We start from the raw sequence: 13,421 nt of genomic DNA on the forward strand, positions 1-13,421 counted from the left end.
CGCGATGAAGAGGCCCACCCTGAAGACCCCCAAGCTGAAGGCCCCCGACCTGAGCGCGGTGAAGGGCGGCAGCCGCACCGGCCAGTCGCTGCTCGCCGCGGTCGTGGTGCTCGGCCTGGTGTTCGGCATCGCCGAGCTGCGCGCCCCCGTCGCCCCGGCCACCGGCGCGGCCGGCCAGCGCACCACGGCGCAGGTCGAACGCAGCGCGCTGGTCTGCCCGATGCCGCTGCAGGGCGCGGTCGGGCAGACCAGCCTGACCCTGTTCAGCCCCGAGGGCGGCAGCGGCAACGCGGGCACCGGCGTGCTCGGCGACGTCAGGCCCGACAACGTGCTGGCCGCGCAGAGCCCCGCCCGGCCCGCCGGCGGCCCCTCCGGCGACCCGTCGGGGCAGCCCTCGGGCCAGCCGTCCGGGCAGTCGTCCGGTCAGCCCTCCGGTGCGCCGTCGGGCGGCCCCGGCAAGCAGTCCGGGGCGGTGTTCGACGCCCGGGTCACGCTCGCCAAGCCCGGTGTCCCGGTCAGCGGGCCGGCCGCCAACAACGACAACGCCCCCGGCACCTTCGCGATCGCCACCGGCAGCTTCGCCCCCGGGTTCACCGCCACCCAGACCACCACCTCCGAGCAGGGCTCCGCCGCACTGTCCGGCGCCCGCTGCGCGCCTTCCGGCACCAGCTTCTGGTTCTCGGGCGCCAGCACCGTCAGCGACCGGTACGACTACATCACCCTGGTCAACGCCGACAGCCTGCCCGCCGTGGTCGACCTGCGGCTGTACGGCGACAAGGGCCTGATCGACAACGACCTGGCCACCGGCATCGCGCTCGCCCCCGGCACCTCGCAGTCGATCGCGCTCAACGGGCTCAGCAAGGGCCCGGTCGCCGACCTCGCCGTGCACGTGGTCGCCCGCAGCGGCCGGATCGGCGCGGGCCTGCACGCCCGCGACAGCAACAAGGGCGCCGACTGGCTGGAGCCGTCCGCCGACCCCGCCCCCGCCGTCACCATCCCCGGCATCCCCGCGGACGTCACCACCGCCCACCTGGTGGTGGCCACCGACTCCGCGGACGACGCCGACCTGAAGGTCCAGCTCTCCGGCAAGAACGGCTGGTTCACGCCCGCCAACAAGGAGAGCATCCACGTCAAGGCCGGCATGACCGCCGTCCTGGACTTCCAGTTCACGGCGGACACCCGGGACGGCGTCAGCGCGATCCGGCTCACCCCGTCCGACCCCAACCACGTCACCCCCGTGGTGGCCGGGCTGCGGGTGGACCGGGAGAACAAGGGCAAGACCGAGGCCGCCTGGCTGGCCGGCGGCACCCCCGTGGGTGCCCGGGCCTCGATCGCCGACAACCGCGGCGGGCAGACCACCCTGCTGCTGACCGCCGCCGACTCCGACGCCAAGGTCCGGGTCTCCTCCTCGGCCGGCGCGAGCGGCGGCACCCCCGTGACCAAGGAGGTGTCCGTCCCGGCGGGCACCACCGTCGCCGTGGACGGCATCGACCCGGCCGGCCTGAACGGGCCGTACGCGCTCACCGTGGAGACCCTCAGCGGCGGCCCGGTGTTCGCGGCCCGTCAGCTGGCCACCAACGTCAAGGACGTCCCCGCCTTCACCACCCAGCAGCTGCGCGACGACCACGCCACCGTCCAGGTGCCGCAGGTCACCGGCGACCCCGGCGTGGTGCTCAAGTAGCGTGCCGCGGCGAGGAGTCGGCGGCCCCGGCCGGCTACTCCTCGCCGTACCGCGGGTCGATCGCGTCCGGGGACAGCCCCAGCAGCTCCGCGACCTGCTCGATCAGGACCTCGTGGACCAGCGCGGCCCGGTCCTCCTTCGCCTTCGCGCGGATCTCCACCGGCCGCCGGTAGACCAGGATCCGGCTGCGCCGCCCCTTGCCGCCGGGAATCACCCGGCCGAGCGGCACCCCGTCCAGGTCCGGCTCGCCCTTGACGGGCAGCGGCACCTCCAGGACGGCGAACTCCACGTCCTCCAACTGCGGCCAGCGCCGCAGCAGCCGCTCCATCGACTCCCGGACGTAGTCGTCGAAGAGCTCGGAGCGGGTCAGCGAAATGGGCACCTGCGGCGGGGCCAGCGGCCCGCGCAGGCCACGGCCGTGCCGGTCGCGGTGCCTGCGGCGACCGGGACCGGGCGGGGACGGGGGTGTCGAGCTGTCCATAGCAGTGTCGAGAGTAGTCCCTGGATGCCCCGAAGTGGACCACTCGGGCACGGCGCGTGACGGCACCGGGACACGCGAGCCGGGGGCGGGTCTTCGCGGCCCGGTCCCACTTGCGGTACCGTCCACCCTCGTGAGCTCTGTACGTCGTTGTTCGCGGACCGCGTGCGGCCGTCCGGCCGTGGCGACGCTGACGTACGTCTACGCGGACTCCACCGCGGTGCTCGGCCCGCTCGCGACGTACGCCGAACCGCACTGCTACGACCTGTGCGCCGAACACGCCGAGCGCCTCACCGCCCCGCGCGGCTGGGAGGTGGTCCGGCTGGCCGCCGAGACCAACCCGCTGCGGCGCAGCAGCGACGACCTGGAGGCGCTGGCCAACGCGGTGCGCGAGGCCGCCCGCCCGCAGGAGCGGACGTCCCGTCAGGGCCCCCCGCCGGACGGCGAGTCCGGCCGCCGCGGCCACCTGCGGGTGCTGCGCTCCCCGGACAACTGAGCGACCCCGCACCGGCCTGACACCTGAGCTTCCCCGGAGCCGGGTACGCTGCCCATCTGCGGCTCGGACGGCGCGTCCGGTATGCGCGCAGCACATCGCAGCACACACACGGGAGCATTCTGGTGCGGGACCTCAAGCAGCTTGTGAAGGCGTACGACGTCCGGGGCGTCGTGCCGGACCAGTGGGACGAGTCGCTGGCGTACGCCTTCGGTGCGGCCTTCGTCGAGGTGGTCGGCGGCAGCGCCGTCGTGGTCGGCCACGACATGCGCCCGTCCTCGCCGTCGCTGTCCCGCGCGTTCGCCGAGGGTGCTGCCTCGCGCGGCGCCGACGTGGTCGAGATCGGCCTCTGCTCGACCGACCAGCTGTACTACGCCAGCGGCAGCCTGGACCTGCCCGGCGCGATGTTCACCGCCTCGCACAACCCCGCCCAGTACAACGGCATCAAGCTGTGCCGGGCCGGCGCCGCCCCGGTCGGCCAGGACACCGGCCTGGCCGACATCCGCGAGCTGGTCGAGTCCTGGCTGGACGAGAACGGCAAGGTGCACGTCCCGGCCTCCGACGCCGTCACCGGCACGCTGTCCGCCAAGGAGACCCTGGACGGCTACGCGGCGCACCTGCGCAAGCTGGTCGACCTGACCGGGATCCGCCCGCTGAAGGTCGCCGTGGACGCCGGCAACGGCATGGGCGGCCACACCGTGCCCACCGTGTTCGACGGTCTGCCGCTGGACGTCGTCCCGATGTACTTCGAGCTGGACGGCACCTTCCCCAACCACGAGGCCAACCCGCTGGACCCGGCCAACCTGGTCGACCTGCAGGCCAAGGTCCGCGAGGTCGGCGCCGACATCGGCCTGGCCTTCGACGGCGACGCCGACCGCTGCTTCGTGATCGACGAGAACGGCGACCCGGTCTCCCCGTCCGCGATCACCGCCCTGGTCGCCGAGCGCGAGATCGCCCGCGCCCAGGCGAACGGCGAGGCGCAGCCGACCATCATCCACAACCTGATCACCTCCTGGACCGTCCCCGAGGTGGTCCGCGACCTCGGCGGCGTCCCGGTCCGCACCCGGGTCGGCCACTCCTTCATCAAGCAGGAGATGGCCGTCACCGACGCGGTGTTCGGCGGCGAGCACTCCGCGCACTACTACTTCCGCGACTTCTGGCGCGCCGACACCGGCATGCTGGCCGCGCTGCACGTGCTGGCCGCCCTCGGCGGGCAGCAGGCGCCGCTGTCCGCGCTGACCGAGCAGTACAACCGGTACGCCGCCTCCGGCGAGATCAACTCCACCGTCGCCGACCAGGCCGCCGCCACCGAGAAGGTCCGCGCCGCCTACGCCGGCCAGGAGGGCGTCACCGTCGACGAGCTGGACGGCCTCACCGTGGCCGGCCCGGACTGGTGGTTCAACCTGCGCGCCTCCAACACCGAGCCGCTGCTCCGCCTGAACGCCGAGGCCAAGGACCCGGCGAAGATGGAAGAGCTGCGGGACGGCGTGCTGGCCATCGTGCGGGCCTGACCGCCAGGTCAGCCAGCCGCTGACTTTTCGGGTGCCCCGGCCGGTAGGGTTACCACCGGCCGGGGTACTGCTGTGTCACCGGCCATCCGTACCGCGACAGCCCACAGATCCGGAGCCCGACCACCATGAGCCTGCCGTCCTTCCTGCTGGAGATCCTGGTCTGCCCGGAGTGCCGCGCGCCGCTCGCCGAGGAGATCGAGGGCGAGACCCACGAGCTGCGCTGCACCGGCGAGGGCTGCGGCCTGGTGTACCCGGTGCGCGACGGCATCCCGGTCCTGCTGGTGGACGAGGCCCGCCGCCCGTCCTGACCCTGCCCCGCCAGTCGCTGGAGGCCAGCCGCCATGTTCGACGACTCCCTGCTGGACGACCCGGCCGCCCTGCAGCGTGCCGACCGCCGACGTGAACTGCTGTCCCTGGCCGGGGCGGGCGCCCGGATCCGGGTCGCGCTGCGCCGCGCCGACGCGGCCGGCGTGAACGCGCTGAACCCGGAGGGCCGCCCGCGCGCGGTGCTGGTCGCCGGGCACGGCGGGGTGCTGACCGCCGCCGCGGTGCTGGCCGCGCTGGCGGTGCCCAGCTGCCAGGTGTGGCCGTTGCCGCCCGCCGACGCCCGCCCCGCCGGGCCCGCCTTCACCGACGGCGAGTCCTGGCAACTGCCCGGCTGGGCAGGCCCGTTGGACCTGGTGGTGCTGGCCAGCGCCGGCGGCCGCGAGGGCGGCATGATCAACCTCGCCGAGCAGGCGTACACCCGCGGCTGCGCGATCGCGGTGATCGCCCCCGACGGCTCGGAGCTCGCCGAGGCGGCCCTCCAAGTACGCGGCCTGCCACTGCCGTTCGAGCCGAGTGCGGTGGAACCCGCCGGCGCCGACGCCGAACCCGACCTGCCCGCCGAGGACCCGGCCGCGCTGTGGGCGGTGCTCGCCCCGCTGCTCACGCTGGCCGACCGGATCGGCGTGGCCCCGCTCGCCCCCGGTTCGCTGGAGGCCGCCGCCGACCGGCTGGACGAGGTGGCGGTGCGCTGCCGCCCCGACGCCCAGGCGTACGACAACCCGGCCAAGACGCTGGCCGGCCAACTCGCCGAGACCGTTCCGCTGCTGTGGTCCGACGGGGCCCCGGCCGCCGCGGCGGGGGAGCGGTTCGCCGCGGCCCTCGCCGACCGGGCCGGCCTGCCCGCGCTGACCGCCCGCCTCCCGCAGGCGCTGACCGCGCACCGCGGCATGTTCAACGGGCGGCTGGGCGCCGGAGCCGACCCCGACGACTTCTTCCGCGACCGGGTCGACGAGCCGGTGCCGCTCCAGCTCCAGGTGCTGATGCTCCGTCACACCCCGGGCGTCGCCGAACTGGAGGAGCCGGCCTGGCCGGTCGACCGGGCCCGCCGCCTGGCGGCCGCCCACGAGGTGCGGATCACCGAGCACACCTCCAGCCTGGAGGACCCGCTGCAGGCGCTGGCCGAACTGATCGGCCTGACCGATTTCGCGGCCGTGTACCTGGGCCTGGCCACCCGGGACTGACAAGGTATCGTCCCCTCTCGTCAACCAAGGCCCGGCAAAGTCAGGGCCCGCTGCGGAGGGAAGTACCGGGTTGAGTACCGAAGGCGGCACCAAGGCTCTGGTGGCGGCACTGTCCGCGAACCTCGGCATCGCGCTCAGCAAGTTCGTGGCGTTCGCGTTCTCCGGTTCGTCCTCGATGCTCGCCGAGGGCGTGCACTCGCTGGCCGACTCGGGCAACCAGGTGCTGCTGCTGGTCGGCGGCAAGCGCTCGCAGCGGGCCGCCACCGAGGAGCACCCGTTCGGGTACGGCCGCGAGCGGTACGTTTACGGGTTCCTGGTCTCCATCGTGCTGTTCAGCCTCGGCGGCATGTTCGCCATCTACGAGGGCTACGAGAAGATCAGCCACCCGCACGAGCTGGAGAACTGGTACTGGCCGGTCGGCGTGCTGGTGTTCGCCATCCTGCTGGAGGGCTGGTCCTTCCTCACCGCGTTCCGCGAGGCGTCCAAGGCCAAGGGCAAGCACGGCTGGGCGTCCTACATCCGCCGTGCCAAGGCTCCCGAGCTGCCCGTGGTGCTGCTGGAGGACAGCGGCGCGCTGGTCGGCCTGCTGCTCGCGCTGTTCGGCGTCGGCCTGACCGTCGTCACCGGGGACGCGGTGTGGGACGGCATCGGCACCCTGTGCATCGGCCTGCTGCTGGTGGTCATCGCGCTGGTGCTGGCCCTGGAAACCAAGTCGCTGCTGATCGGTGAGTCCGCCGACGTCGAGGTGGTGGCGAAGATCCGCGAGGCGCTGGTCGACCACGACACCGTCACCGGCGTGATCCACATGCGCACGCTGCACGTCGGCCCCGAGGAACTGCTGGTCGCCGCGAAGATCGCCGTCAACGCGGAGGACAGCGCCGCCGTGGTCTCCGAGGCGATCGACCGGGCCGAGGTCCGGGTCCGCAGGGCGGTGCCGATCGCCCGCGCCATCTACCTGGAGCCGGACGTCTGGTCCGAGGAGAAGGCGCTGGCCGGGCCGGACGCCGAAGCGACGCCGGGCGGTCCGGGCCCGAACGCCCACTGAGCCCCGTCCAATCGGTGTAGATTCGTCGGAGTGCCAAACGTCGCTGCTGATGGCGGTCGATCGGAGCCCGGCTCCGGTCGAGGGAGAGAGGTCCTCCGACGGATTGTGCCGCAGCAGAGGGTTGCCACCGCGCCCCTCTGCCGCTCAGCACACCCGTAACCAGGCCCATGCAGCGAGGAGTTCGCATGTCCATCCAGCCCGCCGGCGACTACAAGGTCGCCGACCTCTCCCTGGCCCCGTTCGGTCGCAAGGAGATCCAGCTCGCCGAGCACGAGATGCCCGGCCTGATGGCGATCCGCGCCGAGTACGCCGCCTCCCAGCCGCTGGCCGGCGCCCGGATCACCGGCTCGCTGCACATGACCGTGCAGACCGCCGTGCTGATCGAGACCCTCACCGCCCTGGGCGCCGAGGTCCGCTGGTGCTCCTGCAACATCTTCTCCACCCAGGACCACGCCGCCGCCGCCATCGCGGTCGGCCCGAACGGCACCCCCGAGGACCCGCAGGGCGTCCCGGTCTTCGCCTGGAAGGGCGAGACCCTGGAGGAGTACTGGTGGTGCACCGAGCAGGCGCTGACCTGGCCGAACGGCCAGACCCCCAACATGATCCTGGACGACGGCGGTGACGCCACCCTGCTGATCCACAAGGGCGTCGAGTTCGAGAAGGCCGGCGCCGCGCCGTCGCCCGACACCGCGGACAACGACGAGTTCCGGATCATCCTGGAACTGCTCAACCGCACCCTGGTCGAGACCCCGCAGAAGTGGACCGAGGTCGCCGCCACCATCAAGGGCGTCACCGAGGAGACCACCACCGGCGTCCACCGCCTGTACGAGATGCACCGCGACGGCAAGCTGCTGTTCCCGGCCATCAACGTCAACGACTCGGTCACCAAGTCGAAGTTCGACAACAAGTACGGCTGCCGCCACTCGCTGATCGACGGCATCAACCGCGCCACCGACGTGCTGATCGGCGGCAAGGTCGCGGTCGTCTGCGGCTACGGCGACGTCGGCAAGGGCTGCGCCGAGTCGCTGCGCGGCCAGGGCGCGCGCGTCATCGTCACCGAGATCGACCCGATCTGCGCCCTGCAGGCGGCGATGGACGGCTACCAGGTCACCACGCTGGACGAGGTCGTCGAGATCGCCGACATCTTCGTCACCACGACCGGCAACAAGGACATCATCATGGCCTCGCACATGGCCCGGATGAAGCACCAGGCCATCGTCGGCAACATCGGCCACTTCGACAACGAGATCGACATGGCCGGCCTCGCCAAGCTCCCCGGCGTGGTGAAGACCGAGATCAAGCCGCAGGTCCACGAGTGGCGCAAGGAGGACGGCCGGACCATCATCGTCCTCTCCGAGGGCCGCCTGCTGAACCTCGGCAACGCGACCGGCCACCCGTCCTTCGTGATGTCCAACTCCTTCGCGAACCAGACCATCGCGCAGATCGAGCTGTTCGCCAAGACCGAGCAGTACCCGGTCGGCGTCTACGTCCTCCCGAAGCACCTGGACGAGAAGGTCGCCCGCCTCCACCTCGACGCCCTCGGCGTCAAGCTCACCACCCTCACCCAGGAGCAGGCCGACTACATCGGCGTCCCGGTCGAGGGCCCGTACAAGGCGGAGCAGTACCGCTACTGACCTCCCCTCGCACCGGTGCCCGGCGCCCCCAGCTGTGGGGGAGCCGGGCACCGGCGCGTTCGCGGGCCTCAGGGCAGCACGTCCACCGACCAGTCGCGGTCGTCCGCGCCGTGCGGCACCACCCGGGCCAGCCAGGTCCGCAGCGTGCTCATCTCGTCCGACGCCGGATGCAGCTCGTCCACGCACCAGCGCATCCCCTGGCCGGACGCGCAGAGCCCGGTGTCCCGCAGCGGCAGCGTGGCCGCCCCGGGGCCCTCCGGCACCGCCGACACCGTGACGGCGTGGCCACCCCGTTCCTGAAGACCCACCTGGGCCGTCCACAGGTCCGCACCGCCCACCGTGCGCCGCAGCGACGCCTGGGTGACCACCGCCTCCGCCGGCAGCGAGGAGAACGCGACCGGCATCGGCGGCGTGTACCTCCCCATCACCACCCCCGCCGCGACCCGCAACGGCACCTGCTGCCGGTCCGCCTCCGCCAGGCCCGTGCTCTCCAGCTGGAACCAGCGACCGTCCGGGCCGCGGAACCGCAACAGGTTCAGCGTTCTCGCGAATCCCGGGTCGCTCGACGACATCCAGTACGCCTCCTGCCCGTTGACCGGCGGCGCGTCCAGGCGCACCCCGTCACCCGGGCCCAGCAGCGGGTCCACCAGCGGGGTCACCCCCACCGGGAACGCGGTCAGGGTGAACTGCGGCCCGGAGCCCGTGGCCAGCACCTCCACCCCAGCCGCGCTCGACCGGTACTCCAGCCCGGTCACCTCGGCCGGCAGCCAGCCGAACCGGGCCGGCACCGTCAACACCGTGCGGCCGGTCACCGGCGCCGGCTGTCCGGCCCGCCCACCCGCCGACGGGCCGGACGGACTCCACCCGGCCCCGTCCCCGCCCAGCAGCGTGAACGACCCCGCAGCCAGCACCGCCGCCGCGGCCGCCACCACCGACCAGGTCCGCCGCCGCAGCACCGCCCGGCCCCGCCGCACCGCCAGCGCCGGATCCACCCGCGACGGCGGGGCCGACGCCTCCTCCGCGGCCACCAAGCGCGCCATCCGCACGGACAGCTCTTCCCCGTCCCCGGTCATGCCTCCGACCTCCCCGTCGGACGGAGCCGCACCGAACGCCGCAGCGCCTGCAACGCCCGCGAACTCTGGCTCTTCACATTTCCGCTCGAACACCCCAGCTCCTCCGCCGTCTGCTCGACCGTCAGATCGCAGTAGTAGCGGAGCACCACGGTGGCCCGCTGGCGCGGCGGCAACGCCGCCAACGCCTCCCGCAGGTCCAGCGACACCGCCAGATCGGCCTCCACCGGCCCCGGCACCTCCGGCGGCCGCGCCGCCGGCCTGGTCCGCCGCCACCACGCGGTGCGCTGCTCCGCCAGGAACGCGTTCACCAGCACCGCCCGGGCATACCCGTCCGGGTTCTCCGCCCGGCTCACCCGCCCCCAGTGCAGATACAGCTTGGTGATCGACTCCTGCACCAGGTCGTCCGCACGATGCCAGTCCGCGCACAACAGATACGCGACACTCCGCAACCAGACCGCCCTTGAGGTCACGAACGCGGTGAACTCCTCGTCCCGCGCCAGCTCCGCCATCTCCGGAGCCCCTCCTCCCAGTGGACCGACGGCACGACCGCACCGCCGACCCCCTGATGCGCCCCGCCCCCACGAAGGTTGCACGGCGAATTACGTAGGCTTCCCCCCATGCCGAACGGCCGCTACACCCTCCACGATCCGCACGACGGAACCCCGCTCGGCGAGGAACGCTTCCAGTGCGCCCCCGGCCCGGCCGGCTGGCGCTACGTGGCCAAGCGCTACCGGCCCGACGGCACCGTCCTCGGCACCACCGACCTCACCCTGGACGCCCGCCACCGGCCGATCCGCGTCGAGCTCCGCAGCGGGGGCTGGCAGGTACGCGGCGGCGCACTCGACGGCGTGCACTGGGTCCGGGCCGCTGCCGACCCCGCCGTCGCCGAAGCCATGGAGGGGGAGGACCGGGCCCACGCCTTCACCGGCGACTCGCCCGCGTTCCTGATCGCCACCGCCCGGCTGCTCGACCTCGACCCCGGCGTCAGTGCCCGGATCCGTCTGGTCTCCTTCACCGGACAGGCCCTCGCCCCCCGCACCCTCGACCAGAGCTGGCAACTGCTCACCGTCGAGGACCACCCCACCGACACCGGCCCGCTCCCCGTCGAGCACTACCGGGTCACCGACCTCGAAACCGGCGAGCTCCGCGACATCCACCTCACCGGGGACGTGCTGCTCGCCGCCCCCGGCATCGACCTCGAAGAACTCGACAGCCCGCCCAACCCCCGCCGCTGACACGCACGTTCACGCCGGAGGCGCGAACCCGCCACCCCCGTCGGCCGGCGGCTGCGCGGGCTGCGGCGGTGCCAGGGGCGCTGCGGGCGCCACGGGCGCCGGGGGTACCGCGGGCTCGGCGGGCTTCGCGAGCGGGACGGGCTGCGCGACGGGGGCCGGGGCCGCCGCCTGCTCGGGCCGCGCCTGCTGCGGTACGCCGAGCACCCGCACCGGCTTCCCGTTCGGCTGCTGCGCCGGGCCCGCAGGGGCCGGACCGGTCCGCGCGGGCACCGGCACGGACATCGGAGCCGGCATGGGTGCCGGCATCCCGAACATCGGTGCGCCGTACGCCGCCGGGGCCGCCCGCTCCCACTCGCGGCGCTGGCGCTCCATCGTCACCGCGCCCAGGTACACCATCGCCGGCAGGCCCTGCGGCGCCGACCAGCCGATCCGCGCCGCCAGCTCCGCGGCCAGCCGGTCCGCCAGCCCGGCCGCCACCGGCTGGTCCAACTCGCGCATGCGGCTGAGCAGTTGGCGGATCGAGAGCCACAGGCTGTCCGGCACGCCGGACAGGTCCAGCGCCACCAGTTCGGCCCCCAGCATGTGCATCACCTGCGGCGGCACCGGCGGCACCGCCCCGTGGCTGCGGGCGCTCTGCGGCAGCCGCTCCCGGATCACCAGCGTCCCCGCGAAGATGTCGCCCAGCCGGCGCCCCTGCTCCGAGAACAGCGACACCACCACGGCCGGCATCGCCAGCAGACCGAAGTCGATGACCCCCACCAGCCCGCGCACCAGGGCGTGCCGGAACCGGATCGGCCCGCCGTCCGTCCGCACCACCCGCAGCCCCAGCGCCGCCTTCCCCAGCGACCGGCCGCGCGACAGCGTCTCCACCATCACCGGCAGCAGCACCGTGAAGAACACCATCAGCGCGACCACGAACGCGTCTCCCGCCGCCCCCTCGATCGCGGACAGCCCGAAGACCATCGCGATCCCGCAGAAGAAGTACGCCATCATGTACACCGCTGCGTCCAGCAGCCGGGCCAGGGCTCTCGACGGCAGCCTCGCCGTCCGCAGCCCCAGGACGACCGCCTCACCGGTCACCAGCTCGCTCACGCCACCCACCCGTTCCGTTCCCGGGGCGCCGGACGACCCACGTCGCGCGACCCGCCCCCCTCGATCAACAGCGGCAAACATACGGCTGCCCACCCCCGCCCGGTAACCCCGGGAGCCGCATCCGACATCCGCCGACACACCAGGCGCCGCCTCTGGCATGCTGAGCCCCGCACCGCCCCGGCCGCACACCAACCAGTGCCCGCCGTCCTGCCCCGCCGCGCACCCGGAGAGAGCCGCAATGGACCTGGACGTCTTCGTCGCCGCCCACCAGGCGGAATGGCACCGGCTGGAGATACTCAGCGGCCGCCGCCGGCTCACCGGCGAGGAGTCCGACGAACTGATCACCCTCTACCAGCGCGCCACCAGCCACCTCGCCCAGGTCCAGGCCGCCGCCCCGCACCCCGGCCTGGAAGGACGCCTCACCACACTCGTCGTCCGCGGCCGCAACGCCGTCGCCGGCGCCCGCAGCTCCTCCTGGCGCGACGCCGCCCGCTACTTCACCACCAGCTTCCCCGCCGCGCTGTACCGCGCCCGCCGCTGGTGGCTGACCATCGGCCTGGTCTTCTTCCTCCTCAGCGCCCTGGTCGCCTGGTGGATCGGCACCAACCCCGACGTCCGCAACGCCCTGATCCCGCCGGACCAGCTGAACGACCTCACCAAGCCCGGCGGCGAGTACGAGGCCTACTACACCGACCACCCCTCGGCGAACTTCGCCGCCAAGGTGTGGACCAACAACGCCTGGGTCGCCGCCTACTGCCTGATCTGCGCCGTCGTGCTCGGCATCCCGGTCATCTTCATCCTGCTCAGCAACATGATCAACCTCGCCGTCGGCCTCGGACTGATGGCCTCCGCCGGCCGCCTCCCGCTCTTCCTGGGCCTGCTCATCCCGCACGGCCTGCTCGAACTCACCGCCGTCTTCGTCGCCGCCGGCCTCAGCCTCCGCCTCGGCTGGACCGTCATCGACCCCGGCCCCCGCACCCGCACCGTGGCCCTCGCCGAGGAAGGCCGCGCCGTCATCGGCTCCGTCATCGGCCTCGCCGCCGTCCTCCTGGTCACCGGCATCATCGAAGGCTTCGTCAGCGGCTCCGCCCTCCCCACCTGGCTCCGGGTCGGCATTGGCCTCACCGTCGAGGCGCTCTTCCTCGTCTACGCCCTCGTCCTCGGCAAGCACGCCGCCGCCCGCGGCGAGCTCGGCGACGTCGAAGCCGCCGACCGCACCGACCACCAGCCGATGGCCGCCTGACCACGGCGTGCCTGGTCACGGGTGCCGTTTTAAACCTGGTAGCCTGGTGATCACCCCGAGGGATCATTGACTTGATCTTTCCGGGTCAGTAGGTTTGAACGGTTGGGCGCGATTGGACTTACAGTCCGCCCGGGCGTAGGGTCTACGACATCGACAGGAACACGGCGGGCATCCGAGAGGGTGCAGGACGGGTTCCGGCGAAAAACCCCGAAGCAGAGCGACGCAGAACCTTTGATAAGGTCTGTAGCGAAGTCGAAGGAATTCCCACTCCAGCGGGAAGCAAAAATCGGATCGAATGAAACTCCGGAAAACGGAGCGGAAAACATCTGATAAGCTGGAAACACGAAAGAACGAAGCGCCCGGAGGGCAGGTCGGAAGGCCGCCTGAAGGAAGTGTCCGTTCCTTGAGAACTCAACAGCGTGCCAAAA

General features: G+C 72.8%; 13 protein-coding genes. 9 read left to right on the forward strand and 4 right to left on the reverse strand.

What is annotated here, in order from left to right; all coding sequences use genetic code 11:
* Window positions 1-4: 4 nt before the first annotated feature.
* The gene (locus ACFV18_RS31430) at window positions 5-1,681 is read left to right on the forward strand and encodes a DUF5719 family protein (protein WP_380488697.1); all 1,677 of its coding nucleotides are present in this window, start codon (window positions 5-7) and stop codon (window positions 1,679-1,681) included.
* A gap of 34 nt (window positions 1,682-1,715) precedes the next feature.
* Here ACFV18_RS31430 and ACFV18_RS31435 read toward each other — a convergent pair whose 3' ends face one another.
* On the reverse strand, window positions 1,716-2,162 hold the full coding sequence (locus tag ACFV18_RS31435) for a metallopeptidase family protein (RefSeq protein WP_380488698.1): 447 nt from the start codon (window positions 2,160-2,162) through the stop codon (window positions 1,716-1,718).
* A 34-nt stretch (window positions 2,163-2,196) separates the two neighbouring features.
* Here ACFV18_RS31435 and ACFV18_RS31440 point away from each other — a divergent pair, with 34 nt between their 5' ends.
* The 6 genes from ACFV18_RS31440 to ahcY all read left to right on the forward strand — a co-directional run bounded on the left by ACFV18_RS31440 (window position 2,197) and on the right by ahcY (window position 8,350).
* Entirely contained in the window at window positions 2,197-2,655 is a 459-nt protein-coding gene (locus tag ACFV18_RS31440; RefSeq protein WP_380488699.1) for a DUF3499 domain-containing protein, read from the forward strand.
* 119 nt (window positions 2,656-2,774) lie between these two features.
* Window positions 2,775-4,163 (forward strand): phosphomannomutase/phosphoglucomutase, encoded by a 1,389-nt coding sequence (locus ACFV18_RS31445; RefSeq protein ID WP_380488709.1) that lies wholly within the window; start codon window positions 2,775-2,777, stop codon window positions 4,161-4,163.
* A gap of 125 nt (window positions 4,164-4,288) precedes the next feature.
* Window positions 4,289-4,471: a Trm112 family protein gene (locus ACFV18_RS31450; protein WP_043914240.1), complete on the forward strand. Its 183-nt coding sequence runs from the start codon at window positions 4,289-4,291 to the stop codon at window positions 4,469-4,471.
* A gap of 33 nt (window positions 4,472-4,504) precedes the next feature.
* Window positions 4,505-5,671 carry an SIS domain-containing protein gene (locus ACFV18_RS31455; protein WP_380488700.1) on the forward strand — a complete coding sequence of 389 codons (1,167 nt, stop codon included), beginning with the start codon at window positions 4,505-4,507 and terminating at the stop codon, window positions 5,669-5,671.
* Between the two features lie 70 nt (window positions 5,672-5,741).
* Window positions 5,742-6,716 (forward strand): cation diffusion facilitator family transporter, encoded by a 975-nt coding sequence (locus ACFV18_RS31460; protein WP_380488701.1) that lies wholly within the window; start codon window positions 5,742-5,744, stop codon window positions 6,714-6,716.
* Window positions 6,717-6,901: 185 nt separating this feature from the next.
* The gene (ahcY, locus tag ACFV18_RS31465; protein WP_380488702.1) at window positions 6,902-8,350 is read left to right on the forward strand and encodes an adenosylhomocysteinase; all 1,449 of its coding nucleotides are present in this window, start codon (window positions 6,902-6,904) and stop codon (window positions 8,348-8,350) included.
* Window positions 8,351-8,418: 68 nt separating this feature from the next.
* On the opposite strand, the gene ACFV18_RS31470 is transcribed toward ahcY, so the two are convergent.
* Both ACFV18_RS31470 and ACFV18_RS31475 read right to left on the reverse strand, forming a co-directional pair.
* The gene (locus tag ACFV18_RS31470) at window positions 8,419-9,423 is read right to left on the reverse strand and encodes a hypothetical protein (protein WP_380488703.1); all 1,005 of its coding nucleotides are present in this window, start codon (window positions 9,421-9,423) and stop codon (window positions 8,419-8,421) included.
* On the reverse strand, window positions 9,420-9,932 hold the full coding sequence (locus tag ACFV18_RS31475; protein WP_380488704.1) for a SigE family RNA polymerase sigma factor: 513 nt from the start codon (window positions 9,930-9,932) through the stop codon (window positions 9,420-9,422). The genes ACFV18_RS31470 and ACFV18_RS31475 overlap by 4 nt, the downstream gene beginning before the upstream one ends.
* A gap of 108 nt (window positions 9,933-10,040) precedes the next feature.
* Between ACFV18_RS31475 and ACFV18_RS31480 the strand changes: the two genes are divergently transcribed.
* The gene (locus tag ACFV18_RS31480) at window positions 10,041-10,658 is read left to right on the forward strand and encodes a hypothetical protein (protein WP_380488705.1); all 618 of its coding nucleotides are present in this window, start codon (window positions 10,041-10,043) and stop codon (window positions 10,656-10,658) included.
* 9 nt (window positions 10,659-10,667) lie between these two features.
* On the opposite strand, the gene ACFV18_RS31485 is transcribed toward ACFV18_RS31480, so the two are convergent.
* On the reverse strand, window positions 10,668-11,750 hold the full coding sequence (locus ACFV18_RS31485; RefSeq protein WP_380488706.1) for an RDD family protein: 1,083 nt from the start codon (window positions 11,748-11,750) through the stop codon (window positions 10,668-10,670).
* Window positions 11,751-11,988: 238 nt separating this feature from the next.
* Between ACFV18_RS31485 and ACFV18_RS31490 the strand changes: the two genes are divergently transcribed.
* Complete coding sequence (locus ACFV18_RS31490) at window positions 11,989-12,993, forward strand: stage II sporulation protein M (protein ID WP_380488707.1); 1,005 nt, start codon at window positions 11,989-11,991, stop codon at window positions 12,991-12,993.
* Window positions 12,994-13,421: the final 428 nt, after the last annotated feature.

Source organism: Kitasatospora sp. NPDC059673 (genome assembly GCF_042734215.1).
In the GTDB taxonomy this organism is placed as follows: domain Bacteria; phylum Actinomycetota; class Actinomycetes; order Streptomycetales; family Streptomycetaceae; genus Kitasatospora.